The 24,514-nt window shown below is 63.0% G+C and carries 28 protein-coding genes, 1 tRNA gene and 2 pseudogenes; 11 read left to right on the top strand and 20 right to left on the bottom strand.

The window, feature by feature from the left end; all coding sequences use genetic code 11:
* The first annotated feature begins 174 nt into the window (after positions 1–174).
* On the top strand, positions 175–1,071 hold the full coding sequence (locus DDE23_RS18785; protein WP_133239593.1) for a hypothetical protein: 897 nt from the start codon (positions 175–177) through the stop codon (positions 1,069–1,071).
* A 158-nt stretch (positions 1,072–1,229) separates the two neighbouring features.
* Here DDE23_RS18785 and DDE23_RS18780 read toward each other — a convergent pair.
* The 12 genes and pseudogenes from DDE23_RS18780 to DDE23_RS18745 form a co-directional block, all read right to left on the bottom strand.
* A pseudogene (locus DDE23_RS18780) lies at positions 1,230–1,485 on the bottom strand (IS5/IS1182 family transposase); the annotation flags it as partial.
* Positions 1,486–1,503: 18 nt separating this feature from the next.
* Positions 1,504–1,722, bottom strand: a pseudogene (locus DDE23_RS18775) (integrase core domain-containing protein); the annotation flags it as partial.
* Positions 1,723–2,260: 538 nt separating this feature from the next.
* Complete coding sequence (locus DDE23_RS24950) at positions 2,261–3,460, bottom strand: hypothetical protein (protein ID WP_133239592.1); 1,200 nt, start codon at positions 3,458–3,460, stop codon at positions 2,261–2,263.
* Between the two features lie 8 nt (positions 3,461–3,468).
* Entirely contained in the window at positions 3,469–3,765 is a 297-nt protein-coding gene (locus DDE23_RS24945) for a hypothetical protein (protein ID WP_133239591.1), read from the bottom strand.
* Between the two features lie 1,152 nt (positions 3,766–4,917).
* Positions 4,918–5,436, bottom strand: coding sequence for a hypothetical protein (locus tag DDE23_RS18770; protein ID WP_133239590.1), 519 nt, complete (start codon positions 5,434–5,436; stop codon positions 4,918–4,920).
* 259 nt (positions 5,437–5,695) lie between these two features.
* Positions 5,696–5,785 (bottom strand) — tRNA-OTHER (locus tag DDE23_RS18765).
* Positions 5,763–6,611 (bottom strand): hypothetical protein, encoded by an 849-nt coding sequence (locus DDE23_RS24940; protein ID WP_133239589.1) that lies wholly within the window; start codon positions 6,609–6,611, stop codon positions 5,763–5,765. Before DDE23_RS24940 ends, DDE23_RS18765 begins: the two co-directional genes overlap by 23 nt.
* A 633-nt stretch (positions 6,612–7,244) precedes the next feature.
* Positions 7,245–8,222: a DNA-binding domain-containing protein gene (locus DDE23_RS18760; protein WP_107754845.1), complete on the bottom strand. Its 978-nt coding sequence runs from the start codon at positions 8,220–8,222 to the stop codon at positions 7,245–7,247.
* Complete coding sequence (locus DDE23_RS18755) at positions 8,219–9,067, bottom strand: ParB/RepB/Spo0J family partition protein (RefSeq protein WP_107754844.1); 849 nt, start codon at positions 9,065–9,067, stop codon at positions 8,219–8,221. Before DDE23_RS18755 ends, DDE23_RS18760 begins: the two co-directional genes overlap by 4 nt.
* A 1-nt stretch (position 9,068) precedes the next feature.
* The gene (locus DDE23_RS18750) at positions 9,069–9,419 is read right to left on the bottom strand and encodes a hypothetical protein (RefSeq protein ID WP_107754843.1); all 351 of its coding nucleotides are present in this window, start codon (positions 9,417–9,419) and stop codon (positions 9,069–9,071) included.
* Positions 9,416–9,538 carry a hypothetical protein gene (locus DDE23_RS25755; protein ID WP_272947889.1) on the bottom strand — a complete coding sequence of 41 codons (123 nt, stop codon included), beginning with the start codon at positions 9,536–9,538 and terminating at the stop codon, positions 9,416–9,418. Before DDE23_RS25755 ends, DDE23_RS18750 begins: the two co-directional genes overlap by 4 nt.
* Positions 9,535–9,783, bottom strand: coding sequence for a hypothetical protein (locus DDE23_RS18745; protein WP_107754842.1), 249 nt, complete (start codon positions 9,781–9,783; stop codon positions 9,535–9,537). Before DDE23_RS18745 ends, DDE23_RS25755 begins: the two co-directional genes overlap by 4 nt.
* A 116-nt stretch (positions 9,784–9,899) precedes the next feature.
* On the opposite strand from DDE23_RS18745, the gene DDE23_RS18740 reads away from it, so the two are divergent.
* Both DDE23_RS18740 and DDE23_RS18735 read left to right on the top strand, forming a co-directional pair.
* Positions 9,900–10,571, top strand: a complete 672-nt coding sequence (locus DDE23_RS18740; RefSeq protein ID WP_107754841.1) for a S24 family peptidase — start codon at positions 9,900–9,902, stop codon at positions 10,569–10,571.
* 40 nt (positions 10,572–10,611) lie between these two features.
* Positions 10,612–10,974, top strand: a complete 363-nt coding sequence (locus DDE23_RS18735) for a hypothetical protein (RefSeq protein WP_133239588.1) — start codon at positions 10,612–10,614, stop codon at positions 10,972–10,974.
* 48 nt (positions 10,975–11,022) lie between these two features.
* Here DDE23_RS18735 and DDE23_RS18730 read toward each other — a convergent pair whose 3' ends face one another.
* Both DDE23_RS18730 and DDE23_RS18725 read right to left on the bottom strand, forming a co-directional pair.
* Positions 11,023–11,640: an SOS response-associated peptidase gene (locus DDE23_RS18730; protein WP_107754839.1), complete on the bottom strand. Its 618-nt coding sequence runs from the start codon at positions 11,638–11,640 to the stop codon at positions 11,023–11,025.
* Positions 11,640–11,879, bottom strand: coding sequence for a hypothetical protein (locus DDE23_RS18725; protein WP_238150054.1), 240 nt, complete (start codon positions 11,877–11,879; stop codon positions 11,640–11,642). The genes DDE23_RS18730 and DDE23_RS18725 overlap by 1 nt, the downstream gene beginning before the upstream one ends.
* Before the next feature lie 326 nt (positions 11,880–12,205).
* Here DDE23_RS18725 and DDE23_RS18720 point away from each other — a divergent pair, with 326 nt between their 5' ends.
* Entirely contained in the window at positions 12,206–13,108 is a 903-nt protein-coding gene (locus tag DDE23_RS18720) for a S1 family peptidase (protein ID WP_202863287.1), read from the top strand.
* Between the two features lie 760 nt (positions 13,109–13,868).
* A complete protein-coding gene (locus tag DDE23_RS18715) occupies positions 13,869–14,279 on the top strand; it encodes a DUF2852 domain-containing protein (protein ID WP_107754836.1) in 411 nt (136 codons plus the stop codon).
* Positions 14,280–14,355: 76 nt separating this feature from the next.
* Here the strand turns inward: DDE23_RS18715 and DDE23_RS18710 are convergent, their stop codons facing one another.
* Both DDE23_RS18710 and DDE23_RS18705 read right to left on the bottom strand, forming a co-directional pair.
* On the bottom strand, positions 14,356–14,760 hold the full coding sequence (locus DDE23_RS18710; protein WP_107754835.1) for a metallopeptidase family protein: 405 nt from the start codon (positions 14,758–14,760) through the stop codon (positions 14,356–14,358).
* Complete coding sequence (locus tag DDE23_RS18705; RefSeq protein ID WP_107754834.1) at positions 14,757–15,710, bottom strand: helix-turn-helix domain-containing protein; 954 nt, start codon at positions 15,708–15,710, stop codon at positions 14,757–14,759. The genes DDE23_RS18710 and DDE23_RS18705 overlap by 4 nt, the downstream gene beginning before the upstream one ends.
* A 58-nt stretch (positions 15,711–15,768) precedes the next feature.
* Between DDE23_RS18705 and DDE23_RS18700 the strand changes: the two genes are divergently transcribed.
* The 3 genes from DDE23_RS18700 (at position 15,769) to DDE23_RS18690 (ending at position 18,558) form a co-directional block, all read left to right on the top strand.
* Positions 15,769–16,494 carry an alpha/beta fold hydrolase gene (locus DDE23_RS18700; protein WP_107754833.1) on the top strand — a complete coding sequence of 242 codons (726 nt, stop codon included), beginning with the start codon at positions 15,769–15,771 and terminating at the stop codon, positions 16,492–16,494.
* Positions 16,495–16,589: 95 nt separating this feature from the next.
* Complete coding sequence (gene gltX, locus DDE23_RS18695) at positions 16,590–17,915, top strand: glutamate--tRNA ligase (protein ID WP_107754886.1); 1,326 nt, start codon at positions 16,590–16,592, stop codon at positions 17,913–17,915.
* A 64-nt stretch (positions 17,916–17,979) separates the two neighbouring features.
* Positions 17,980–18,558, top strand: a complete 579-nt coding sequence (locus tag DDE23_RS18690) for a GNAT family N-acetyltransferase (RefSeq protein WP_107754832.1) — start codon at positions 17,980–17,982, stop codon at positions 18,556–18,558.
* A gap of 32 nt (positions 18,559–18,590) precedes the next feature.
* On the opposite strand, the gene catB is transcribed toward DDE23_RS18690, so the two are convergent.
* From catB to DDE23_RS18670, 4 genes are all read right to left on the bottom strand, one after another.
* Positions 18,591–19,214, bottom strand: a complete 624-nt coding sequence (gene catB / locus DDE23_RS18685) for a type B chloramphenicol O-acetyltransferase (protein WP_107754831.1) — start codon at positions 19,212–19,214, stop codon at positions 18,591–18,593.
* Between the two features lie 216 nt (positions 19,215–19,430).
* Positions 19,431–21,329, bottom strand: a complete 1,899-nt coding sequence (locus tag DDE23_RS18680; protein ID WP_107754830.1) for a VWA domain-containing protein — start codon at positions 21,327–21,329, stop codon at positions 19,431–19,433.
* Between the two features lie 98 nt (positions 21,330–21,427).
* The gene (locus DDE23_RS18675) at positions 21,428–22,123 is read right to left on the bottom strand and encodes an NUDIX hydrolase (RefSeq protein WP_107754829.1); all 696 of its coding nucleotides are present in this window, start codon (positions 22,121–22,123) and stop codon (positions 21,428–21,430) included.
* Between the two features lie 7 nt (positions 22,124–22,130).
* Entirely contained in the window at positions 22,131–22,529 is a 399-nt protein-coding gene (locus DDE23_RS18670) for a DUF983 domain-containing protein (RefSeq protein WP_107754828.1), read from the bottom strand.
* A 222-nt stretch (positions 22,530–22,751) separates the two neighbouring features.
* Between DDE23_RS18670 and DDE23_RS18665 the strand changes: the two genes are divergently transcribed.
* From DDE23_RS18665 to DDE23_RS18655, 3 genes are all read left to right on the top strand, one after another.
* Positions 22,752–23,387 (top strand): hypothetical protein, encoded by a 636-nt coding sequence (locus DDE23_RS18665; protein ID WP_107754827.1) that lies wholly within the window; start codon positions 22,752–22,754, stop codon positions 23,385–23,387.
* Between the two features lie 98 nt (positions 23,388–23,485).
* Positions 23,486–24,085 carry an RNA polymerase sigma factor gene (locus DDE23_RS18660; RefSeq protein ID WP_107754826.1) on the top strand — a complete coding sequence of 200 codons (600 nt, stop codon included), beginning with the start codon at positions 23,486–23,488 and terminating at the stop codon, positions 24,083–24,085.
* A complete protein-coding gene (locus DDE23_RS18655) occupies positions 24,082–24,507 on the top strand; it encodes a hypothetical protein (protein WP_107754825.1) in 426 nt (141 codons plus the stop codon). Before DDE23_RS18660 ends, DDE23_RS18655 begins: the two co-directional genes overlap by 4 nt.
* Positions 24,508–24,514: the final 7 nt, after the last annotated feature.

Genomic DNA, 24,514 nt, shown 5'->3' with positions numbered 1-24,514 from the left:
AGATGAATTGAGCTGGTTGACCACCGCGCGAAGTGTTTTGGGGGCGACTGCTTCGTGAAGTTGTACGGAAATTGAAAGTCTATTGGTGCGCAAGGGGGCAGCACTGGCTCTTCTCTCCGATCCGCGATTGCTCCTTATGTCTCAACTTGGAGCTTGGTAACGAAAAGTATTCGCATGAACCTAAAGAATATTCCCCGCAATCCGGCTTCTCAAGGGGCGGAAGGTGCATTTTCGATTTCAGGGACTTGCAGGGGCGCCGCACTTAGTGTGATGACATTAATTGTACTCGCACCTGATGCCAGCGTTGCCCAGATGCTGCTTAGCGAAAATGATTGTGCATTTATTCGAAGATATGACTCCGAGAACGATTATTCCCTTGTGTCTGATTTTTCTTACATGGCTCATCACGTGGATTCTGGGCCGGATTGCAATGATTGCTTTCTGTCGCTCCTGAGGAGAGGGATGGATGTGCGCATTACGCTACATGGGATTAGCATTCTCCAGGAATTGGATTCCATGGCAGGCGCCTTGGCAATGTACTCCTATTTGATGATGAAAGAGGCTATGCTCTCCGTGGAGTTTGAGACTGCGAGTCTCGGTGAGCCATTGCTCGGTGGCTGGATCGCTATTTTCTTTATAGACAGGAGTAACGTCCATGATGCCATCGACCTCTTCGACGGTCGGCCCGGTTTCCAACGTGAACTCTCAAGGTTTGTTCGACCAGAAAACACCTGTTTCACCTCCATGCCAGAGTGGACCCGGCATCGAGAGATTTCGTTTGTTTTTATCAATACAGAGTTCAACCGTTCTCCAGACTATATCTCCTCCTGCGTCCGGCAGGAGCTCTACAATGCAAGTGGGCTGCGTGGCGATCCTCAGGGAGATATTGGCTTGTTCTCCAATGTCCGTTGGCGCGGACAAGCACTTCCCCCACCGCTCTACTACAATTACGGACTGCGCGACCAAATTATGATGCGCTTGCTCTATGATGAGGCCTTTTCAAATGGCCAAACATACCAGGAGACTTTCGTCGATGCCCAGCAAATAGTAAGCCAATGCTACGCTGACTAGGCTTTGTCGCCCTATCCATCCGACCGACAGATTCATGTTTGTAGTTCTGGGGTTTAGAAGGCCGCTGAAAAAGCCTGCAGGGAGGAGCGGTTTCCCTCTGCGCGGATGCCGGGGTGAGCTGGCTCATGGGACGGAAGCCCCGGCGGCGCTTTCCCTCGTCAGCCCGCAAGCAGTTTCGGCAGCCGCACCCGATTGCAGGCCGTCATTGTCGGAGTGAACCGGGCCCGCACGCGCTCGATGCCGCGATACATGGTCTGTGCCATGCCGCCGACGGTTTTGACCCAGTCGAAAGGTTTCTCGATTTTTCTTCCAGCATTGTTGAGATTTGGCATGGCTGAGGTGCCGGGCGGTTCTGCCGTCGATGGCGGAGTGCCGGGACTTCTGGGCGACATGCGGCGTCACAACCATATGGCGTGACTTGCCACTGGTCTTTCATCCAGCCGCGACCGGAGCCGGTCGTTGATCTACGCCTTTTGGCGCGGGGTGGGCAATCGCCCGACGCGCGGAGCATTCATCGCGTGCAGCGGGTCGGGCGATTACGGTGGTCAGGTGCAGTGCGAAGCCTGCGGGCGACTGGTAGTCGAGAGCCGAGTGGGGCCTTTCGGTGTTGTAGTCGGTAACCCAGGTGGCGATCAGGTCGCGGGCATGCCCTGTAGTTGACCGGCCTGCGGCAGCTGTTGCAGCGCATGTCGATAATCATGCTGTGCCGGGGACAATCTCGGATCGATCGGTTGCTGAAGCGGTTGCTGGCTGGGACTGCTGGCATGGGCGATTCTCCGTCGCGCCATGAGAACACATGGGGAACGAATGTTCAAACTGCGCCGCGGTGTGGATCACGCCTGGCAGCGGGGCCGTGAGTAGCTTTGAGCCCAAAACGGACCCAAGGCCCCAGATGCGGAGTTGTGCTAGCAGACCTTCACCACGAAGGTCGCGAACTCACACAATGCGAGACAAAACTATCATTTGGATCGGTGACGCCAATGGCTGCTTCCCGTGAGATCACCAGCCAGCGGTCGCCATCCGAGAATTTAAGGAAAAGAGTGTCACATTACGGACGTCCGGGTCGAAAATCGCCAGAACACGGCGTCAACAACTTTTCCGGTATTGCTCCAAAACTACTCCGCTCGCTTCAAATGCTAGCTCATTAGAAACCGGTACAGCGTGATGCAAGTTTGCGGACAACATGTGTTCACCAGCCAAGGAGTCTTTCAGCTAAACCGGCCAAGTCTGACTCCCTTGTCGATCTAAGTTCATCAACAGCGTCTCCTACAAATGAAAAATCATCTAATATTTCGCCCGTTACAAAGGCACGGTTAATACTGAGTAGGGGGCCAGAAAGATTCTCTTGGATGGAACTCTGGACTTCTTCGAGTGCTTTAAATAAATCTATCGATGATAGTACCGCTTGACCGCCCGCGACGCCAGTCTTCTCTGAGCCTTGGTTTATATCCGCCGCATAGTAGAAGCTGCATTGGCGAATGTATGCCTTTCTAGCCTGATGGACTGCATAGTCTCTGCTCAACATACTATCAAAATTTCCTTCACCGTCGACAATGCCCTCGGAAAATTTCGCCAAATCCTGATCAATAAATGTAAGCATCCTAGTGAACAGATGTGCTGTATAACAAGATGTCAGGACTCGCTGCAAAACACTCTGACCGAACAAGTGCGGAACTGTAGTTGCGCAGAAATTCAACGCAAGCCTGTCGCAGCACAGTTCGCGAATTAGCTCCTCATCAATATCCAATTCAAAGCCTAACGCAACACTCATAACGGCATGAAAGTCGCGATCAACTTGGCTGCTCATACTTGATAAATTTTCTTCATTGGGTGTCCGTAGTCTACCTTCCAAGAACTCCTTTGCATGATCTCTTGAATCTCTACTCAAGCCATTGCTCCGCTTGAGGAGAGAGTGATATATTTCATGAGCCATCAGATAAAGCTCTTGAACGAAAATCGACAGACCGCGCTCCTCTGTCGGACTTGCGTTCGAGAAATATGTGGAGTTCCTTTTTAGATTGCTATGGATAATTGCCAAGATGAGAGCGTTGCGCTCGTCGCCAAGCTGCAACAGCCGCTCTGCCGCATACTTCATAAAGTATATCACGCGCGCTTCGGTATTACCGTCATCAAATGCCAGTCTGTTAAAGACGTTAAATGTTTGCCCCATGTATTGGTCATAAATCAGATATTCCTGACCTTCGAACTCAACGCATTCGACGCGACGTGAGTACGAATAAGTGACAATCGGGATAAGGGGGCAAAATTTCAGACCGGACGCTGCCGAAGGAATATCTAACAGCGGGAAAATTTCGTCTCTATAAACTGAGTTGGTTGCTCGTTTCGGGAAATTTTTCCGCGTGGCATGGATATAACTGTCAATACTCATATCAAGAGCTAATTATCCAGCTTCTCTGCGCGCTCCAGTATCTTCAAGAGGGCGGCTTCCGATACACCTTTAATTTCGATTCCACGATGCTTCAATTTTATATGTTTTTCCGATCTCTTTCTAATGCCATACAAAGTGGCAACTAGGCCGGCAGTGACTGGAGAAAGCTCTACAATCAATGTAACAATTGAAGAGGCATCGAATCCATTCGATCGAACTACATCGACCTTTATATTTCTATTATTGAATTCGCTCCTCAATTCGTCAATATCCCGCTCGGTCACTTCTATTGCTATGTGTTGCATTTTTCCTTCCTGAGAAGCGAGAGTCTTGTGTGAAAGCTATCTGAAAGCGACTACTACGGTTTGTATTGTGGGTCTATAATTCTCACGATGCAAGTGGTAATTCAGAGACTACCTTGAAATGCGAAAGGAGCCATTCGTCCACGCTGCAGCATCTATCAAAGAAGGCTATCTGTCGTCGGTCGCCGAAGTCTGCACGAAGGTCCGCTGTCGGGAAGCGCGCCAAACTTTGCAAGGTTCACTATCTGCGCACTTCTGCCACTCGTGACTTTCGCAGCAGATGGCAGCTCCCTGCCCATTCCTGCCGCTTTTACGAGAGCTTTTGGGCAACTGTGCCTCGCTCAGAGGGTTGGTGCATGTGGTGTCCAGGTGTGCTGCGCGCTTCGCAGCAGATCGCATGTTGCCGGGCCTTCTGTCTCGGCCGCTCCAGATCCGGCGAAAATCAGTTGAAGGTTCGGTTGGATCAATCTTGAAGCAGGTCTCTTCCTTTTCCTCGTTTTTTCATAAACTTAACCGGAACTTTCTACTGAAGGCGCGAACTTTCCGCCCAGTTGAAGGTTCCGAGCGTGCCAGGTCAGTCCACGCGCCCTTGAAAACCCTTTAAAAACAGCCTTCAAGGCAACATCTTAGGCCTTCTCGGTCAGCCCCTGTCGAGGCGCCGGGTGCCCATTTTCGCGCGGTTTCTGCAACTTTGCCGGAGGCCCCGCGGGCTCGCCCAGCCGCCTGCCAAAGCTCTGTAATCCCTAGTGTTTCCTGCCTGCTAGCGGCCCTTCCCATGTGGCGCGCCAGCAATTCTTGCAGAGTCTGACACGGTTTGTTGCACCAGGCTAAGCCCGCAGTGGGGGCGCCCGGCGGTCTTTGTGCCGCAAGTCATCGCCTATCAAACGGTTTGGCCGGGCGGCAAGCGATCAATACAATTGCTGCGCCACCCTCATTGCGTACAGCTGTGGATAGCATTCGATGCTGATACCGAAAAGTGTGTCTGTCGCGTTGATGCATGTCTTGGGAGCCCTTCTATCTCATTAGATTCCGGCAGCAACGGCGCGAGGTCGCGTGGAAGCATAGCGTTGGCCGCTAGGCGGGTGTTCTTCGGACTGGCGACCCAAAGGCGGTTCTGGGGCGGCAGCGCCACCCCAGATGGTTTGTCAACGGTGCTTAGCAGCGGCGACGAAAGGTCACGCAACGGATAGGGTCGCGAATGATGTTGGCAATGGTGCCGTTACCGTTGCCAAGAATCTGCTCGCGAAAGCGCGGGATCAGGGCATCGGGGCCGCCGAGTGGGTAGCCGCCCATTATCTCCGATATATCGACGTACGCCATGTTGTTTGGGAAGAGCGCCGACAGGCCGCCGGAGATAACCAACACAGATGCGTCGATGATGTCCTGAGGCGCTGCAGTGCTGTTGGTGCAATCGTCGCGGGCTGCGGCTGCTTCAGCCAGTGCATTTGCGCGAGTTGCTTCGATGACCTCCAGCATCGCAACCGTGAGGTTGCGGGGCAGGCCGGCATCTTCGATGCCCGCGGCCCATTGGTTCATATGCTGGTTGGTCTGTGCCACAGCATTGCTGTGCGCTCGGTTGCACACTCCGGAGGACGCGGCCTGCGCCGCGCCAGTCACCGAAATGACGAGAGCAAGTGCCGAGGTTGCGGACGCAACTCTGCTGCTGAAGTTCATTTCCATACTCCATGTTATGGGTTTGCGCTGCCGGCTTCTTCGTTCCCGACACGAGAAGTTTGACGCATCTGCGCAAACCCAGCGCTCACGGACTTATGGTTGGGAATAAAGTCTTTACTATCCGTTGGTTGTGCGCGATCCGTGCATCCGTCGGATTGAAGCGTCTTGCGACCGATAACTTATGTAACAGTATGTTTTTGCTTGCTTTGATCTCTTGCGCGGCTGAAGCGATCATTCTTGCCTCGTCTCTGGCGGAAGATGGTAGCGACGGGACGATTCGAACGTCCGACCTTAGCCTGGGCCACACGGCTGATCAGGGCTGCGCTCTAACCAACTGAGCTACGCCGCCAGCTTCCAGCATGAATGCTCAGCGTTCGAAATGCAAGCGGCTCGTCACCGTGGATAAGACGTGCCTTGTTACCCTCAACGAAGTACCTTGAGGCGAAGATTTTGTCGTCTAAAAATTTGATAATTTCTATAAGATTCTTAGATTCTCCTTGGAGCTCCAAAATGGGGCGCCCTATTTCCTTAAAAAGTCGAGCTCTAGCAAGTTCCTCGGTAATCTCCTCCCCCTCTATTTGCTTTCCAATACTAGGGTCTGGCCCGTAGATGACAATCGCATTGGGGAGGTGGCCGGCGATATTCGCTGGCTCGAGCAAGACCATTTTGTGCCCTTTTTGCTCGCGTCCTGGAATGTCGACCATCTCCATCATGATCCCAGATACTTTGCCAATTTTTATGTATCCGTCGTGGTCCTTTCGAAATAGGCTCAGCTTATTAGATATAATCTGTCTAGATATATTTGTAATCTCCGACAGATTTCCGACACTTTGAATTGGAAGGGCGTTGCGATAAAAAAACCTTGCGGTCCTCCATATCGCAGGAATTGTCACAATCATCGCTTGCGCAAGCGCTGCGTCGTCTGGCCGTGTGTCGCGGTTGTAGGTTCGCAAGATCCCTTCTTGGTGATGTATCAGCGTCCTGTTGACCGCTTGCCGAAGTTTTCGTGCTGCCATGAGTTTTTTCTGTTTGTCCAGTACCTTCCGGGTCTCAAACTTCTCGCGTTCATTGAAGCGATAAATTAGATCCGAAAAAGCATATCTGAGTGACAGCGAGCAGAGATCCACTCGATTCAGGTGCTTGATTTGCAATGGTTCTGGATCGTTCTGCGTCATTCCCACAACTTCGTCTTCAAACGGCAAACGATTTGGTTCGGTAGCCGTTTCGTTCCCACGCGGACTTAGCTCTTTATTTTTTGCATGTTTTTATAAGTCTGCCAAGCAGAGTCGTAGTGCGAAAATGATCGCTGTGAACCGCGCCGAGTTTGCCAGAGGCTCCAACTTCTGAGCAGAATGGACGAGACGCAGCCCGTGGGGGCACGGTTACTCTTTTCCTCAGCTACAGCTACAGCTACAGCTACAGCTACCGCTACAGCTTCAGCCGCGCCAGCGACGAATGTCCCAAGCACTAGCCCTGATCGTGGTTGGCGACCGTGCAGTTGTCTTGGTCGCGCGCTTCTTTGTCGGTCGAGTTCGAGCGCGGCCAGATCCGGCGCGCGGGGAAGGGATCTACGCCGCCTCAAACGTAGCGGTGCCAGGACTAGAGTTGGTGCATCAACATCCGCCACGCCCTCGCCGCAGCCATTGGGACCACCCCGTTACCGGCCGCAGCGGGTCGGTCCAGCCCGAAGGCCATCCCATCATCCAGTCGGTGAAGGCAGGGTTGAAGATAAGGGCGCGTTCGGAGTGTTTTTCCCCACTGAGCAAGATCACCCGGCATCGGGGGGAAGAGACCGGGTTCTGGGGTGTTCAGCCCGCGGCCATCAGCAAGGTCCACATCAGCGTCCAGGAGCTCGCCGCGTTTTTCAGTCCGACCTGGCTCCCGGTCTGGTTCATGTCGGTCTGAAACACCACCCCCCGCTCCGGCGTCAACATGATGCAGGCCCGATTGCCTGCGCTCTTGAAGGTCGGCGTGGGCCAGAATGAACATCCGCTCGCGGATGTGCGACGCACCGACTTCCGCCGCTGATACGACGCACGCAGCAGCCCGGTAGCCCATGTCCTGAAGGTCTGCGGCGACACGGTCGAAACCAAGGGACAGACCCGCGCGTCCAGATAGCGGCGCATGGTCCGCTCGGGGGCAGGCGTCCAGCCCTTGTCCTTCGCCACCCGTTCGGCGCGGCGATAGCAGGATGAGAAGCTTGGCCCGGCAAGGCGCAGGTAATCAGCCTTCAGCCAGTCGAAGAACTCCTCGTCGAACTCGGCCCGCTGCATCTTGCGCACCACCGCACGGTGCTTCGGGGCCAGATGCGGAAGCCGGTCGTCAGGGCGCACGCCCTCGACCAGAGCCAGCCAGTTCCACAGGGTGCGCGGGCTCACGCCGCGCATCGCCGCCACCTCGCGCGCGGCCAGATCGCGGCCCAGCCGTCCCTCCAGCGCTTCGACCGATTGCACGGCGGCCAGGCGCTCGCGCGCCTTTGCCTGGACGTCCTCGGGCAGACCCTCGAACCAGTCCCAGGCTTGGCCCCGCGTCACGGCATTGGCCCGCACTGGTTCCGCCGCGCCCGCCAGCAGCATGCGCCGGGCGGCGAGGGGCAGGGCACTCCAATGATACTCCCAGCCGCCCCCGCGGCCCGTGCGACGGCGCGCGAGGCCGGGATTGGCCCGAAGGTTCACGCGGGCGATCCAGCGCTCAACATTCTGGCGCGTCGTCGGCAGATCGGGCAGGGCCGCATCTGCGAGCTCCTGCGCCGTCCACCAATGCTTTGCGGGGGCGAGTTCGGTCATTCCGGCGACCCCTCGAAGAGAAGGGCAGAGATCTCGTCGCCATGGTCGCGGCAGAACCGGCGACGGGCCTCTTTCGGGGCGCGGGACCAGGCGGTCTTGAGGGCCTTCAAACCCGCTTCAACAGGGTCTTCAACGGGGGCAGCACTGCCCTCGCTCGCGGCGATTGCCCGGCGCGCCTCGGCGGCGGATTTTGCGCGCCCCTCGGCCAGCGCCTCGACCACCTCATAACGGTCGGTCGGCTGGCTGATCTTGGCGATCTCGGCCAGGTCCTTGAGCGTGATGGGCCGCGGCGCCTTGCGCAGCAGGGCCACATCGCGGGCATCAAGGCGGGTTCCGGCGGCGATCAGGCGGAAGATATGGCGCTGCGAAAGGCCGAACTTCTCAGCCGTCGCGTCGGCGAAAGATGCAACTGACATCGTGTCAGTTGCATCCCAACGTGCTGCCGCGCCCGCGACCCCCCGCTTTGCTTCCGGGTGCAGCTTCTCATAGACCCGCTTGCGCTCGGCCAGGAACAGCGCGGTGTCGAGCGGGTTCAGCTCGGCCCCGGCGATATTGTCGTCGATCTCCATCAGCCGCGACCAGTCGTCGGTCACGTCCGTCCAGACCTTGGCCTCGATCTCGGCCCAGCCCAGCCGCTTCGCCGCCTCCAGCCGGTGCCCGCCCGCGATCAGCGCCAGCGTGCCGTTCTTCTTCTGGCGGACATGGATCGCGTCCTTCATCACGCCGGTCTCGTCGATCGAGGCCATGAGCGCCGCAACGCCTGCCTCGGACACCGGGCGCAGCCGCCCCTTGGTGTCGATCTCCTCGACCTTCACCCGGTCGATTGTCATCAGCCTCGGTGTCATGTCAGAACCCCGAGCCCCGGCGCGCCTTGCGGCCGCCTTCGCCACCCGCATAGCCGTAACGGTCGAGCGGATCCGCCCGGCCGCGGCAGGGATTGCACATCCGGTTGTGGATGCCGTCGCTGAGGAATTCCCGCCCGCAGCACAGGCAGGGGCGGGGGCCGCGCTTGGCGGCGGTGTCCGCCTCCTTCTGCAGGGCTTCGGCGCGGTTCAGGGCGATGGCGCGGTTCTGTTCGCGGCCGACCACCCGCCCGGTCGGATCGATGATCTCGAAACCGCGGCCGGTCGCGTACTCGGCGCGAAACCGGGCGTGCACGGGTTTGGGCTGGTTGTGCATCCTGGTCGAGACGGTCATTGCATCACCGCCCCGGCCATCAGGCCCAGCCAGAGCGCGGCGAAGAGGCATAGCGCCCCGATCAGGTCGCCCAGCCAATGATCCTCGAGCGCACGCAGCGCCCGGATGAAGCGCATCATGCTGCCTTCTCCTTCTTGCTTTTGGGGGGACGGGGAATGTCGCGCGGCCATTCCAGGTCGGCGGGCCAGAGCTCCGAAAAGGACCTCAGGGCCGTGTTGTAGGTGTCCACACGGCAGCCTTTCCCCTCGCTCAACCGGGCGAACAGACGCTTGTGGACGCCGCACCAGCCAGCGACGGTCGTTTCCGACCGGCCCTTATGGGCGGCGAGGATGGCGGCGAGGGTGATGAGGTGGTTCGTTTCCATAAGGCCATTATGGAAATTTTATACCGATGGTCAATGGAAATTTTGCACCGCTTAGAAACGGACTATTTCCATAGGGGCGGACTTGTGCAAAATGCGCATTGGTGTAATTTTCCACCATGCTCAGTGCCGCCGCCATCTATGATCTGATTGAGTCGAGGCGGCGCGAGCTGGGCCTCAGCCAGACTGATGTTGGCATGAGGGCGTTCGGAAAGGCCGACAACACAGCGATCCAGAGTATCAAGAAGGGTTCAGCGCCCTCTGTTGAGAGGATGGCGGCTATCGCTGAGGCGCTCGATCTTGAGCTCTATCTCGGGAAGCGGCGTGACAATCCGGGAGCGCAGCCAGCGCTCGAAGTTGATGGCGACGATTTCGCGCCGATCCTCCGCCTCGCCGTCGAGGCCAGCGCCGGAACCGGCGCGCTGAACCACGATACGCCCGAAGTGGCAGGCAGGCTCGCCTTTCGCCGAGACTGGTTGCGGAAGATTGGGGTGAAGCCGGATCGAGCGACGCTGATCACCGTCACCGGCGACAGCATGGCGCCAGAGCTGCGCCCTGGCGATCTGGCTCTGATCGATCAGGACCGCGCGACCTGGGAACACAACAAGGTCTTCGCCCTTGTCGATCTAGATGGAGGGGTGAGGATCAAGCGCATCCTCCTGGACAAGGGCCGTGCGCTCGTCCTCATGTCGGACAATCCGGCGCATCTGCCAGAAGCCCGCACGGGGTCAGACGCTGCACGCGTGCGCTGCCTGGGGAGAGTCGTTTGGAGCGGGCATAGTTGGGAATGAGTTAATGAGAGTAGCGATGCGATCTGCTTTGGTGTGTGCCATGACGTTTGCCCTGGGTGCTTCGACCAGCGCTCTAGCGCAGGAGCTCGTCGCGCTTTCTGGGGATCAGGACGCGGCGATCCATTCGGTGGTGTCCAGCCGTCTGCGGGAGCCTGAAAGCGCTCAGTTTCGCGACGTCATCGCAGCAACAGATCCGTCGCTTGAGGGGATGATCTGGGTTTGCGGTATGGTTGCAGGCCGGAATGGCTTTGGCGGGATCTCAGATTTCGCGCCCTTCATGGGGTCCCTGGTGACAGAGAATTCGGGCCAGGAGCAGTTTGTCCTGATCTCACTGGCGGGTCAGCAACCTGACGAGCAGGAACGTGTTCTGAACACCTGCTTGGCCAGAATGCCGCGCCGCTGACTACTGGATTTGGCACCCGGTCGCCCTGGTGAGGCGCCTCGGCGCGGATCAAGTCGCGCCATCACCCAACGCAAGTGACCCGTCCGGCAGTGGCCGCTGGAACTCGGCCGCGGGGGCGCCCTGCAGCCACGCCTGCCAGTCGTCTGGCTCAATCAGGATAACCGGCATTGCCTTGGGATGGATCGGGGCCACCTCGGCATTGGGCTCGCAGGTGAGGAATGCGAAGAGGTCGTCAGTCGTCTCGCCATCTTTCACCTTGCGCAGGCTGGTCCAGCCCCTGACCTCGATCCCGGCAAACATCATCGGCCGACCGTCAGTGGAGGCGAACCACTGGTTGCCCTTCCCCTTGCCGCGAGGCTCGGCGAAGCTGGTCAGCGGCACCAGGCAACGATGCTCGGCACCCAGCCAGCGACGCCAGTGCGGCGAAGACAGGTTGCGAACGTTGGTCACGCCCGGGTCGCGTTCGGTCTTCAAAGCGAACTGGGGCGACGGCATGCCCCACCGCGCCTTGACCAGTTCCAGGCCATCGCTGGAATGGCGGATGATCGCGCCGAGCTGGTCGGGATAGACCTCGCCAGGCGTGAGGTTGCCAGCCCTGTCGGTCATCCCTTCGACCAGTCGGAGCATGGCCTCTTGCGTGGTGGTGTTGCTGTAGAGATTGCACATCAGATCCGCTCGTCCTTCCAGATCCACTTTGTGACCTTGCGGACCGGCCTGCGCACCGTCAATCCCTTGGACAACTCCAGGGCCGAGGGCACGCGCCAGCGCATGACCATGTATTCGCTGGTGCGGCATTTGGCGCAGCCCCAGGGCGGGATGTGCGCTTCGTGGAAGGGATCCTCGATGACCTGGGCAAGGTCGGATGCCCAGTAGTTGACCTGCCTACGGCAGTGGTTGCAGCGCATGACGATGATCATGCCGTCGCGAGCGCAGTCTCGGATCGATCGGTTGCTGAAACGGTTGCTGGCTGGGACTGCTGGCATGGGCGATTCTCCGTCGCGCCATGAGAACACATGGGGAACGAATGTTCAAACCGAGCCGTTCCGTCGGTCTTGGCCTAAGGGCGGTTTGCGGCCCATTGCGGACGTTCGCAACAGGCGCAGCATGCCGCCGCTGCCAGCCCACGCGGACGTTCGCCGTCGAAAATGCGTCACCAAAAGGGAAATAGCATCACTCGAACGTGGAAGCGCAGAAGTCCTTGCGTTGCACCTCGGGCTGTAGAACATTGCGCTTGAATAGCTATCATTGCAGAGGGGCTGCGGGTATGCCTGGATTGACTTTGGCGGAGCAATTAACTCTCACTACGACACGCATTTCGGCATTTCGAGGCGGTGCTCAAGTGGGATTCGGAACTGGATTCTTCTTTAACTTTAAGGTTTCAGATGATCTATTCATCCCGGCCGTCATCACAAATAAGCATGTCGTTGCGGGGTGCGATCAAGTCACTATAGTTTGCCACACCGCAGAAGGGCCCAAACCTTCAGGGAGTTTCATACCTTGCCACTTAGATGCACGTCCTGGCGCTATAATTTCTCATCCGGATCCGGACGTTGACCTCTGCGCAGTGCCATTTGGACCCATCTTGAATCAAGCTGAGGCCAATGGAACCCCTCTGTTCTATACTGGCCTAGATTTCGGACTCGTGCCGGAAGATGACGATTGGCAATACTTTGATGCCTTTGAAGAGGTCATCATGATAGGATGCCCCAGAGGCATATTTGACGACTTTAACAACCTACCGATAACGCGGCGAGGAAACACAGCTTCATCACTGACTAAGCTATATGGCGGAAAACAAGAATTCATGGTGGATATGGCCTGCTTTCCAGGGTCGTCTGGCTCGCCAATCTTTGTATATGACCGCAACGGATATCTCGACCGAAAGACCAATAGTTTTAAAATTGGCGTAAGCAGAGTCAGGTTCGTCGGAGTACTTTACAGCGGCCCATTAATTACCAACGATGGGAAAATTGTATTGCAACAGCAGCCGAAAGTTGAAGTCTCTGCCATGATGCACTTAGGAAATGCCATTCGATCATCGCAATTGCACGGCATTGAGGAACTGATTAAGGCTCGCTTTTCCGCTGAAATTCCCAAGAATGCGGATGTGGGTGATGTCAGGTTCGATACCTGACTAATAAGTCCCACGGCTTGTCCAAGCTCCTCGGCGACGAACTTCGCAATGTCCGATCCTTGCTGCACCGTAGGTTCGCTTCCTGCGCCAATGCGGTCGTTCGCGAGATGCACAGCGAAGGTCGGCTTTCCGCCCAGACTTGTCGAACACACTCCTGCTTGGCCACCAAGCAGCGTGGAGCGATCGAATCGAGTTATGCTGAGCGCGGCGGTCGGCTGCGCAGCATGCGGTCAGCGTGTCGTAGACTGCGGGTCGGGGCGCAACGCCCACGTGACGAAAGGAAATCGCGTGTAGGTTCGTAGGACTGGTCGGGAGGATCGTATGGTCGGGATATCCCATAATTTCAGCATGTTATGGCGAACTTACACGCCAGAGCCGGAACTTACCGCCCACGTGTAGGTTCCAATTCCGCTCAGAGGTCACTGTGCGTCCGAAAAAGCCTTTAGAAACAGCCTTCAAGGCCCTGTTCAACGGCCTTGTCGCGAGCTCCTGGCACCGTCCCGAACACGCCTTTTCGCGCGGTTTCTGCAACTTTGTCGGAGGCCCCGCGGGTTCGCTCAGGCTCGTGCCAAAGCCCTGTAATCCCTAGTGTTTCCCGCCTGCTACCGGCTCTTCCCACGTGATCCCGCCTTACTGCAGGAATATCTGTCAACGCACACACAACCAAAAAAATCTCCACCTCTCTCTTGAACCCCGGCTTGCCATCCCCACCTATGTGAATGTAAATAACATTTACACCGCAACCGAAGGAGACCTCACAATGACCGCCATCGCCGCCTGGCCGCGCAGTGCCGAAACGTGGCTCGACGAACGGGGCAAGGGGGCGTGGATCGCCGCCATGGTGCTCGGCTTCATCGTCTTCTGGCCCATCGGGCTGGCCATTCTTGCCTATATGATCTGGGGAAAGCGCATGTTCAACAAATCCTGCAACCGCTCGCACCGCCACAACCAAAGCCATGCCTGGGCGATGCACCGCCCCTCGGGCAACGCCGCCTTCGACGCCTACAAGACCGAAACGCTGAAGCGGCTCGAAGAAGAGCAGGAGGCCTTCTCGGACTTCCTGCGCCGGCTGCGCGAGGCCAAGGACAAGGCCGAGTTCGACCAGTTCATGGATGACCGCGCCCGCCGCCGTGCCGACGAGGCCCGCAGCGTCCAGCCGGTCGACAACTGATCCGGGCTTCCTGCCCGAGACGATCCCGAAACGAACCCAAGACCGACACCGGAAGGGGCCCACGGGCCCCTTCTTCCTATTCCCACCAACGGTCTATCGTGGCGATGTCCTCGTCCGACCAGCCCAGGTGATGGGCCAGTTCGTGGACATAGACATGGGTGACCAGCGCATCCAGCGCCACATCCCCGCGCGCGCACCATTCGTCCAGGATCGCGGCGCGAAAGAGCCAGATCATGTCGGGCTGCTGCGCCACATCCATCAGGGATTTCTGGGTCAGCGGCACCCCGTCATAAAGCCCCGTCAGTTCAAGCGGATCGTCGATGCCCAATTCGTCCAGGATGTCGTCGGGCGCTATTTCCTCGACCTGCACGGCCACGCCCCGGGCGGCGGTGGCGAAGGGCTCGGGCAGGGCGGCAACCGCGGCCTCGGCCAGCGCCAGCACCTCGTCCAGCGAGGGCGCGAAACGTCCTTCCCAGCTCATGCGCCGCGCCTCCAGCCGCCGGGCGCCACGCCATAGGCGGCCCGGAAGGCGCGCGAAAAGGGCGCCGGGTCGCCATAGCCCACGGCGAGCGCGATCTCGGCCACCGGGCGATGCGCCTCGGCCGGGTCGCGCAGCATCCGCGCCGCCAGCGCCAGCCGCTCGCGGCTGAGCGCCGCGGTGAAACCATCGTCTTCGCCCGCGAGCAGTCGCTGCACCTGCCGGGGGGACAGCCCAAGCTCGGCGGCGCAATCGCCCAGGCTCCAGCCGGGCCGGGCGGCATTGGCGCGGATCAGCGCGCGGAGCCGCAGGAGCGGCCCGGCCTCGCCCGCCTCCGCCCCCGCCGCCAGCCCGACCAGCGTGCGCAGCACGTCATGCAGCCCGGCAACCGGCGCCCCGCGTGCGGCCCCGGCGACAAGCGCCTCGGCGGCCTCGGTCAGCAGGCGCCCATAGAGCGGGTGATCGGACAGCCGGTGCGGCCCCGGGGCGAAGTCGGCCGCGACCAGCCGCTTGGGCAGCAGCAGCGAGGCGACCCTGAGGCCCGGGCGCCGCGAATGATCCAGCGTGAAGATCCGGTCGCTGTCGAACAGCCCGACCTCGCCCGGATGCAGATCCAGCCGCCGCCCGGCCTGTTCGATACCGCAGATGCCGTCGAATTGCAGGTTCACGTACCAGCAGGGTTCGGGCGAGGCGGCGATCCCGGCCGGGGTGCGCCGCACCTCATGGGCGCGGGCCGAGACATGGTTCAGCGCCCCCTCCGGCATGGGATGGGAGCGCACGACAGAGCGGAACCCGGCCCGCGCCGCCGGCGGCAGCTCGGGGGCGAGCGGGGTGAAGGCGGCGCAGATCCCCTCGCGGTAGAAATCGAACGCCTCTTCGGCGCGGACGTCGCGTGTGTCCCAGATGCGGGGCGGGGCGGCGGTTTGGGTCATCGCGGCGGCGGGTTGGGTCATGGCCGGATGATGGACCCTCTGCCAGCATGGCGTCCAGTCAAAGCTGAGGGAGGAGCCGATGACCACCTATGTACTCGTCCATGGTGCCTGGCACACGGGCGCCGAATTCGAACCCGTCGCCGCGGCGATCCGCGCCGAAGGTCACACCGTCCATTGCCCGACCGTCGCCGGCAACCGCCCGGGCGACAGCAAGCGGGTCGGGCTTGAGGAGGCCATCGCCTCGATCGTCGACTACCTGGCCGGGAACGGGCTGGAGGATGTCGTGCTGCTGGGTCATTCCTATGGCGGCATGGTCATCACCGGCGTGGCCGACCGGGTGCCCGAACGGATCCGGCGCCTGGTCTACTGGAACGCTTTCGTGCCGAACGACGGCGAGGCGCTGAACGATCTGGTGCCGCCCCATTACGTCGCGCTCTTCGATGCGGTGTCGCAGGCGAGCCCGGACAATTCCGTGGTGCTGCCCTTCCCGATCTGGCGCGAGGCTTTCATCAACGATGCCGATCTGGCGACAGCGCAGGCCGCCTATGACGTGCTGAACCCGCATCCCTATGCCACCTTCACCGACAAGATCCGCCTGTCGAAGAACCCGGCCGAGATGGAGCTGCCGAAGTCCTACCTCTATTGCACCGAGGATTGCGCGCTGCCGCAGAGCCTTGGCTGGCACCCTCGGCTGTCGGAAAAGCTGGGGCTCTTCCGGCTGATCGCCATCCCGGGCAGTCACGAGCTGTGCTTCACCGACCCCGGGGCGCTCGCCGGGGGCATCATGAAGGCCGGGCGCGACTGAAGCCCCAAGGCTGAGTGAACCCAAGGGGCGGGACGGGCGACGATATGGACAAATCGCGGCCGCTGGTTCAAGACAGCGGCCAACAGGAGTTCGCCATGACCGTCACCCGTTTCGCCCCGTCCCCCACCGGCTACCTGCATATCGGCAACCTGCGCACGGCGCTGTTCAACTACCTGATCGCGAAAAAGACCGGGGGGCAGTTCATCCTGCGCCTCGACGATACCGATCAGGAGCGGTCGAAACAGGAATATGTGGACGGCATCCTGACCGACCTTGACTGGCTGGGCCTGCATTGGGACCGGATCGAGCGGCAGTCGGAACGGCTGGACCGCTACGCCGAGGTGGCCGGGCAGCTGCGCGCCGCGGGCAAGTTCTACGAATGCTTCGAAAGCCCGACCGAGCTGGACCTCAAGCGCAAGAAGCAGCTGAACATGGGCAAGCCCCCGGTCTATGACCGCGCGGCGCTGGCCCTGAGCGAGGCCGACAAGGCCAAGTACCGGGCCGAGGGGCGCGAGGGGTATTGGCGCTTCGAGCTGGTGCAGGAACGCATCGAATGGACCGACGGCATCCTCGGCCCGATTTCCATCGACGCGGCCTCGGTTTCCGACCCGGTGCTGATCCGGGCGGACGGGCAGGTGCTCTATACCTTCGCCTCCTCGGTCGATGACACCGACATGGGGGTCACGCATATCGTGCGCGGCGCCGACCACGTGACCAATACCGCGACGCAGATCCAGATCATCGAGGCCATCGGCGGCACGCCGCCCTCGTTTGCCCACCATTCGCTGCTGACCGGCGCGCAAGGCGAGGCTCTGTCCAAGCGCCTTGGCACCCTCTCGCTGCGCGACCTGCGCGCGCAGGGGGTGGAGCGGATGGCGCTGCTGAGCCTGATGGCCCGCCTCGGCTCGTCGCAGCCGGTCGAGCTGCGCGCCAATCTCGACGAGATCGCCGAGGGTTTCGACCTGTCGCAATTCGGCGCCGCGCCCACCAAGTTCGACGCCGAGGATCTGTGGCCCCTGACCCGCGCCCATGTGCAGGCGCTGCCCTATGAGGCGGTGGCCGAGCGGCTGGCCGCCCTTGGCGTTCCGGCTGAAATCGCGCCCGATTTCTGGGCCGTGGCGAAAGAGAACGTGACCAGGTTGGCCGATGTGGACGGCTGGTGGACCCTCTGCCGCGATGGCGCCGAGCCGCTGGTCGCGCCCGAGGATGCCGAGTTCATCGCCGAGGCCATGAAGCTGCTGCCGCCGCCGCCCTACAGCGCGACCAGCTGGTCGGACTGGACCAATGCGGTGAAGGCCGCGACCGGCCGCAAGGGCAAGGGCCTGTTCATGCCGCTGCGCAAGGCCGTCACCGGGATGGAGCACGGGCCGGACATGGCCTCGCTCATGCCGCTTCTGCAAAAGGTGCCGGGCCGGGGCTGACCCCGCCTTGCAGGCCAGACCGACGCCGCCCCGCAACGGGTGGCGTTTTTCTTGAGGAAAGCCAATGCCCGACGCCCTCTGCCACGCGCTGGCCCGCGCCCTGATCGGCGATCCGTTCTATCGCGCGGTGACCGACCGGGCGGGGGACGAGGGCGCGCGGCTGGATTTGCTGGCCCGCTACCTCGACGCCTCGCGCACCGAGGCGCGGGTGATCGGCATGGTCGAGGAGGAGGGCGCGCAGGCGGGGGCCTTCTGGCATCTGCCGGGCATCGCGGCCGAGGTCGCCGACGCCGCGACCAAGGCCAAGAAGGCCGCGTTCCTTGGGTCCATCGGGGCCGAGGGGCTGGCCGCCTATGAAACCCTCTGCGCGGCGATGGCGGCGCAGACGCCCCGGGCGCTGACCTCGGCCTGGTATCTCTCGATCCTTGGCACCGATCCCGCCGCGCAGGGGCAGGGGCTGGCCTCGCGTCTGCTGTCCCGGACCCTGACCAGGGCCGACGCGGCGCGGGCGGTGAGTTATCTGGAGACGTTCAATCGGGCGAGCCTGCCATTCTACGCCCGCCACGGCTTCACCGAGGCAAAGGCGCTGGACGATCCGGGGACCGGCCAGCCCTATTGGCTGCTGGTCCGGCCCGCGCGGTAAGGGCCGCCCGGCCCGGGCAGCCCCCCCGGGCCTCAGCCCGCGCGCCAGAAGCGGTGCAGCCCCTCGACATCGCCGCTGGTCAGAAGCGGCATCGCGGCTTTCAGCCGCTCCTCCGGCCAGTCCCACCAGCGCATCGCCTGCAAGAGGGCGATCCGCTCGGGCGTGAACCGCGCCCGGATCGGCCGGGCCGGATTGCCGCCGACGATGCTGTAGGGCGCCACGTCCTTCGTCACCAGCGCCCGCGTGCCGATCACCGCCCCGTCGCCCACCGTGACGCCCGGCAGGATCACCGCCTCGGCCCCGATCCAGACATCGTTGCCGATCACCGTGTCGCCCGCGGGCAGGTAGCCGTTCGCCGCGCCCGCGAAGGCCGCGACCTCGGGCATCCAGAAGAAGGGGAAGGTGCTGATCCACTCGGCCCGATGGCCCTGATTGCCGGCCATGATGAAGGCCGCCCCCGTGCCGATCGAGCAGAAGCTGCCGATCACCAGCCGGTCGGCGCCCGGTTCGGGCGACAGATAGCGCGCGCAATCGTCGAAGCCATGGCCGTGATACCAGCCTGAATAATAGCTGTAGCGGCCGACCTCGATGTTGGGATTGGTGACCAGACGGTCAAGGGTGATCCCCCGGAAGGGGCTGTCGAATACCTGGGTCATGAGAGACTCCGTTCTGAAGAGCCTGCGCAGCGCAAGCGAAAACCCGGCACGGACCCAAGGGTCCGGCCGCCTCGCCCCACCCGCAGGCGGGGCCGTCTTCAGTGGGTTCGTCGGGTCGCTTTCATGATCCCTTCCGCCCATCGGGGCGGTCCTGTCCCCCTAATCTGGGGCAGGGCAGGGGCGGCGTCAATCCGGGGACAGACGCCGCCCGCGCGCTCACTTGCCGGGCGCCGCCGGAGCCGCGGAGGCCGGGGGCGGCACGATCCCCGGCACCACGGTGATCGCCCGCCGCGCCAGAATCTGGCGGTTGCCGCGCATGTCCTCGGCCACGAAGCGCAGCTCGTAATCGCCATTCTCGGCCGGAGCCCAGAGCATCACCCGCGACGAGCCCGGCGCGAGGTAATCATAGGTCAGCTCGCCCGAGAATTCCGCATTGCCGACCGGGCTGAGGTCGATCCAGCTGCGGCCATTGGCGGGGCCGGTGAAGTCGATGGCGAATTCGGTGCCCGGGCCGACCCGCTCGGGCGCGCTGAGCGTCGCCTGCGGCGCGGTCACCGTCAGCGGCCGGGTCAGCGCCACGACGCGGCCCTCGGACCCTTCGACGATATAGCGGATGTCATAGAGACCGGGCGCCAGCGGCAGGATCAGGGGCAGGGGATTGCCCTCGTTCACATAGGCATCCGAGGCCGCGGCATTGGTGCGCTCGGCGCCCGCCTCGATGATGTCGATGTAGTCGCGCTCACCGGCGGGGCCGACCCAATCAACGCTGAGCATGCCGCCGCCCTGGGCGCTGTCCGGCGCCATGAGCGCATAGGTCAGCTCTGTCACCTCCAGCGGCTGCGAGGCCAGGATCCGGGGCGGCTGGCCCTCGACCTCCTCGACATAGCGCAGGGTATAGCGGCCGGGCGTGGCGGGCACGGCGATCCGCACCGGCACGCCGTCACGCAGATAGGCATAGCTCGGCACGGCGTTGAGGCGGTTGCCACCCTCCTCGATGATATCGAGGTAATCGAGCGGGTTGAGCGGGCCGCCCACCTCGACGGTGAGCGTGCTGAGGGCGGGCGCGCTCAGCGGTGCCGAGAGGCTCGCATCCGGCAGCGGCCGCTCGAAGGGCCGGGTCAGCTGCGGCACCTCGGGGTTGGTCCCGGCGGCAAAGCCCGCGTCGAAGGAATAATCGAGTTCGGCATCGGCGCCGTAGAGGTGGCAGCGCGCCTCGGCGACGAACAGCGACCCGGGCGGCTCGTATTGCCAGGCGGTGCAGAGGGCGTCCGAGGCGCAGGCGGTCTGGCACATCTCGGCCGTACCCTCGGCGGGGAAGCTGATCTCGGCCGGCATCGGCGCGCCGGTCTCGCGGCTGCGGCCGGTCGGCTGCAATTGCAGCCCGTTGGTGAAGCCGGGGCCTTGATACCAGGGGCCGGGCTGGACGGCGGGTTCGACCGGCAGCGGCTCGGGCCGGGGTTCGGGGGTGGGCTCCGGGGCGGGGGCGGCCAGCGTCTGGGTCAGCGCCTCGGTCAGCGCCGCCGCGTCATCGGCCTGGAAATAGCGCCCGCCAGTTTCCTCGGCCAGACAGGCCACCTGCGCGCCTTCCTCGGCGCTGAGGCCGAAGCCCACCACATGCGCGGTGAAATTCACGCCCGAGGCTTCGAGTTCGCGCCCCAGGGCGCAGGGATCGGCCTCGCAGGTCTCGATCCCGTCGGTGACCAGCACCACCGTCGCCGGATCCTCGGACGAGCGCAGCACCTCGGCCGCGCGGCGCACCGCCTCGGTCAGCGGCGTCCGCCCCTGAAACCGCATCGTGTTGACCCGCTCGGCAATGGCCGAGGCGCTGCCCGGCGCGGGCTCGACCATCACCTCGATATCCGAGCAATCGCCCCGGCGGCGGTGGCCATAGGCGATCAGGCCCAGCGTGGCGCTGGGTTCCATCCCGGCCAGCACATCGGCCACCACGTTGCGGGCGATCTCCAGCTTCGGCACGCCGTCGATCTGGCCCCACATGGAGCCCGATCCGTCCATGACGATCATCGTGCGGGGGGTGACGGGGGTGGTCTGCGCCAGAACGGGCAGGGCGGTCGGTACGGCAAGGGCCAAAAGCAGCGGCCGGAAGGATGAAGGCATTGGGTCAATCCCGGTAGTTGAAAACCGGGAAGTATTCTCGCGCCTTGGCCCTCAAGGCAAGAGGGCGTCACGGGCTTGTCAGCCGCTCGCCGCGCGGATCAGGCGATCCGGCGGAACATCGATTCGGGGCCCGAATTGTCGAAGAAGGGCACGGAGTCCTGCGGCCCCTCGCGCAGCACCGCCTCGGCCTCGGCCAGCACCACTTCGGTGATGAAGGGCAGATCCAGCGCCCGGGCCTCGGCCAGGCCGATCCAGTGCAGGTGGCTCAGCTCATCCGTCGCGCGCGAGAAATCGTCGGGATCATTCGCCAGATCCTCGGCCCGGGCCAGGAAGAAGCGCGCATCGAAGCGGCGCGGGCGGCCGGTGGGCGTCACGGCGCGGAACACGAAGCGCAGGCAATCGCCCGCGGGCAGCATCCCGGCGCTGGCGAAATCGGCCCAGTCGGCGGGCGCCTCGCCCGGCCAGGGGCCGGGACGGCCCAGCATCAGACCGGCCTCTTCCCACAGCTCGCGCACGGCGGCGGCGGCCATGGCCTCGGGCGAGGGGGCGGTCTTGGTCACCGGCAATTGCACCAGCCGCCGACGCTCGGCCTCGGGCAGCGGCGCGGCGGGAGTGACGCTGCGGTCGCCCGGATCGACGGCGCCGCCCGGAAAGACGTATTTCGACGGCATGAAGACCGCACCGGCCCCGCGCTGGCCCATCAGCACGCGGGCACGGTCGGTGCCGCCGTCACGCACGAGGACAATCGTCGCGGCATCGCGGATCGGCGGCGGGGCGGGGGCCTCGTCCTTCATCGCGCGCTCAATCCTCGCCGCCGAAGCCGTGCATCCGGCGCGACCATTGCAGGGCGACAAGCGCCCCCTTGAAGCGCGGCAGCAGCCACAGCGCCATGACCAGCGCCAGCGTCCAGCACAGCGTGATCATCACCCAGGGCTCGGGGCGGAAGGCGAGGAAGACGGCCAGATACAGCGCCATGATGGATTTGCCGACCACCAGGATGGTCAGATAGGCCGGGCCGTCATCGGCGCGGTGATGATGCAGGTCCTCGCCGCAATCGGGGCAGGCATCGGCCACCTTCAGATAGCCCGTCATCATCCGCCCGGTGCCGCAATTCGGACAGCGGCGCGCCCAGCCGCGGCGCAGGGCCGGGCCCAGCGGGCGGTCGTCGACGGGTTCGGTCGAGGTGACGGTCAGGGTCATGAGGTGCCTTTCGTCGCGGACCGGCCAAGCGGGGTGCCGGGTTTCAGTGGCGCGCCGGCCTGTCGGGTTGGCATGTCGGGGTCGGCCAGAAGATGGTCCAAGCAAAGGGACAGGTCAAGTTCGCCTTTTGCCGAAACCCTGCGACGGAATGACCGGCGTGGCCCGTTAGACAGGCATCAACGCGCCGGCACAGGCTTCGGCGCCGGATAGGAGAGAGAGAGAATGAACGCCAAGACCCTGACCGCCGTCGCCCTGCTGATGGCTGCCCTGCCGGCCGCGTCCTTCGCCCAGAGCGCCCCGGTCCGTCCGGCTCCGCCGACGCTGGATTTCGCGGCGGCCGATACCGACGGCTCGGGCGGTATCTCGGCCGAGGAATGGACCGCCTATTCGGCGACGCTGCACAGCGAGATGCGGGCCCAGCGGATCGCCACCCGCGCCGATGCGCTGATCGCGGCGGGCGATGCAAATGGCGATACCGCGCTGGACCGTGACGAGTTGATCGCGGCGATGACCGCCCAGGCCGACGAGCGCCGTGAGGCACGCGGCGAGGGTCGCGGCCGCATGCGGGCGATGATGGCCCGTCACCACGGCGGCGACGATCACGGCCGCTGGGGCCGGGACGGCGAGCGCCGTGAAATGCGCGGTGAGCGTGGCGGTGAGCGCGGCGGGATGCATGGCGACCGCGGTGGCGACCGCGGCGGGGACCGCGCCGGAATGCGCGACGGCATGCGCGGCGGGCCTGGCGGCCACGGCTTCGCCCGGATCGACGCCAATGGCGACGGTCAGATCGACGCCGAGGAACTGGCCCACGCGCAGGAGATGATCAACTGGATGGCGCAGCGTCCGGTCCGCAACTGACCCGGGCGACCGCGTAACGGTTGCACGATGACCTCCCGGGCGCTAGGCCGAAGCCTCGGCGCCCGGGTTCCCGAACCCCGGCGACCTACCGGAAAGTCATGCCAAGGGATACCACCGACCGAATGACCGCCCCCGAGAGCGAGAGCCTCAGCGACGACGCGCTGCTCGGTCGCTATGCGGCGGGCGATGCCTCGGCCGCGCGGGTGCTGGTCGACCGGCTGGCCCCCCGCATCCTGCGGCTGGCCACAAGGCTGTTGCAGGACCGGGCCGAGGCCGAGGACGTGACGCAGGAGGCGCTGCTCCGGCTCTGGCAGATCGCGCCGCGCTGGGAAGCGGGCGGCGCCCAGCCCTCGACCTGGCTGCACCGGGTGGCGGTGAATCTGGCGACCGACCGGCTCCGGCGGCGGCGGGGCGTGGATTTCGACAGTATCGACGAGCCGGACGATCCCGCCCCGGCGGCGGTCGAGACGATGATCGAGGACGACCGCCGCCGGGCGCTGGATCAGGCGCTGGCGGCGCTGCCCGAACGGCAGCGCGTGGCGGTGGTGCTGCGCCATCTGGAGGGATTGACCAATCCCGAGATCGGTGCGGCGATGGGGATCGGGGTCGAGGCGGTGGAAAGCCTGACCGCGCGGGGAAAACGGCGTCTGGCCCAGCTGCTTGAGGGCCGGCGCGATGAACTGGGGTATGACCGATGACGACGGATCGCAGGACGGATGACGCGGGCGGCTTCGACGAGAGCCTGCTCGACGCGCTCTTCGCCGAGGCCCGGGACGAGGCCCCGGCGCCGCTTGCGCAGGCATTCGAGGCAAGGCTGGTGGCGGCGGCGCTGGCCGCCCGGCCGGGGGCCATGGCCCCGCGGCCCGGCTGGCTGGCGCGGTTCCGGGCGATGCTGGCCGATGTCGGCGGCGCGCCCTCGCTCGCCGGGATGGGCGTGGCCGGGCTGGCGGGCGTCTGGATCGGCTTTGCCGCGCCGGGCTCGACCTCGGATCTGGTGACGACTTTCTGGCAGGGGGCGGCCAGTGTCTCGCCCTCGGTCTCCGACTGGGCGCCCGCCACCTCCGGCGAGACGCTGGCGCTGGGCGACCTCTTGACCCTGATCGGCGACGAGACGCAATGAGGCGGAT

The sequence above is a fragment of the Pararhodobacter aggregans genome (assembly GCF_003075525.1).
Classification (GTDB): domain Bacteria; phylum Pseudomonadota; class Alphaproteobacteria; order Rhodobacterales; family Rhodobacteraceae; genus Pararhodobacter; species Pararhodobacter aggregans.
Note: the sequence above shows the minus strand (reverse complement) of the source record. Positions and strands in the feature narration are given on the sequence as shown.

Bases quoted from the DNA above. Each gene is read 5' to 3' on its own strand.
- DDE23_RS18760 (WP_107754845.1), bottom strand. From the start codon at position 8,222: ATGACCGAACTCGCCCCCGCAAAGCATTGGTGGACGGCGCAGGAGCTC.
- DDE23_RS25755 (WP_272947889.1), bottom strand. From the start codon at position 9,538: ATGATGCGCTTCATCCGGGCGCTGCGTGCGCTCGAGGATCATTGGCTG.
- DDE23_RS18725 (WP_238150054.1), bottom strand. From the start codon at position 11,879: ATGCGCTGCAACCACTGCCGTAGGCAGGTCAACTACTGGGCATCCGAC.
- DDE23_RS24945 (WP_133239591.1), bottom strand. From the start codon at position 3,765: ATGCAACACATAGCAATAGAAGTGACCGAGCGGGATATTGACGAATTG.
- DDE23_RS18660 (WP_107754826.1), top strand. From the start codon at position 23,486: ATGCCAAGGGATACCACCGACCGAATGACCGCCCCCGAGAGCGAGAGC.
- catB (WP_107754831.1), bottom strand. From the start codon at position 19,214: ATGACCCAGGTATTCGACAGCCCCTTCCGGGGGATCACCCTTGACCGT.
- DDE23_RS24940 (WP_133239589.1), bottom strand. From the start codon at position 6,611: ATGACGCAGAACGATCCAGAACCATTGCAAATCAAGCACCTGAATCGA.
- DDE23_RS18655 (WP_107754825.1), top strand. From the start codon at position 24,082: ATGACGACGGATCGCAGGACGGATGACGCGGGCGGCTTCGACGAGAGC.
- DDE23_RS18785 (WP_133239593.1), top strand. From the start codon at position 175: ATGAACCTAAAGAATATTCCCCGCAATCCGGCTTCTCAAGGGGCGGAA.
- DDE23_RS18745 (WP_107754842.1), bottom strand. From the start codon at position 9,783: ATGGAAACGAACCACCTCATCACCCTCGCCGCCATCCTCGCCGCCCAT.
- DDE23_RS18675 (WP_107754829.1), bottom strand. From the start codon at position 22,123: ATGAAGGACGAGGCCCCCGCCCCGCCGCCGATCCGCGATGCCGCGACG.
- gltX (WP_107754886.1), top strand. From the start codon at position 16,590: ATGACCGTCACCCGTTTCGCCCCGTCCCCCACCGGCTACCTGCATATC.
- DDE23_RS18750 (WP_107754843.1), bottom strand. From the start codon at position 9,419: ATGACCGTCTCGACCAGGATGCACAACCAGCCCAAACCCGTGCACGCC.
- DDE23_RS18710 (WP_107754835.1), bottom strand. From the start codon at position 14,760: ATGAGCTGGGAAGGACGTTTCGCGCCCTCGCTGGACGAGGTGCTGGCG.
- DDE23_RS18715 (WP_107754836.1), top strand. From the start codon at position 13,869: ATGACCGCCATCGCCGCCTGGCCGCGCAGTGCCGAAACGTGGCTCGAC.
- DDE23_RS18770 (WP_133239590.1), bottom strand. From the start codon at position 5,436: ATGAACTTCAGCAGCAGAGTTGCGTCCGCAACCTCGGCACTTGCTCTC.
- DDE23_RS18680 (WP_107754830.1), bottom strand. From the start codon at position 21,329: ATGCCTTCATCCTTCCGGCCGCTGCTTTTGGCCCTTGCCGTACCGACC.
- DDE23_RS18665 (WP_107754827.1), top strand. From the start codon at position 22,752: ATGAACGCCAAGACCCTGACCGCCGTCGCCCTGCTGATGGCTGCCCTG.
- DDE23_RS18755 (WP_107754844.1), bottom strand. From the start codon at position 9,067: ATGACACCGAGGCTGATGACAATCGACCGGGTGAAGGTCGAGGAGATC.
- DDE23_RS18670 (WP_107754828.1), bottom strand. From the start codon at position 22,529: ATGACCCTGACCGTCACCTCGACCGAACCCGTCGACGACCGCCCGCTG.
- DDE23_RS24950 (WP_133239592.1), bottom strand. From the start codon at position 3,460: ATGAGTATTGACAGTTATATCCATGCCACGCGGAAAAATTTCCCGAAA.
- DDE23_RS18700 (WP_107754833.1), top strand. From the start codon at position 15,769: ATGACCACCTATGTACTCGTCCATGGTGCCTGGCACACGGGCGCCGAA.
- DDE23_RS18705 (WP_107754834.1), bottom strand. From the start codon at position 15,710: ATGACCCAACCCGCCGCCGCGATGACCCAAACCGCCGCCCCGCCCCGC.
- DDE23_RS18690 (WP_107754832.1), top strand. From the start codon at position 17,980: ATGCCCGACGCCCTCTGCCACGCGCTGGCCCGCGCCCTGATCGGCGAT.
- DDE23_RS18730 (WP_107754839.1), bottom strand. From the start codon at position 11,640: ATGTGCAATCTCTACAGCAACACCACCACGCAAGAGGCCATGCTCCGA.
- DDE23_RS18735 (WP_133239588.1), top strand. From the start codon at position 10,612: ATGACGTTTGCCCTGGGTGCTTCGACCAGCGCTCTAGCGCAGGAGCTC.
- DDE23_RS18740 (WP_107754841.1), top strand. From the start codon at position 9,900: ATGCTCAGTGCCGCCGCCATCTATGATCTGATTGAGTCGAGGCGGCGC.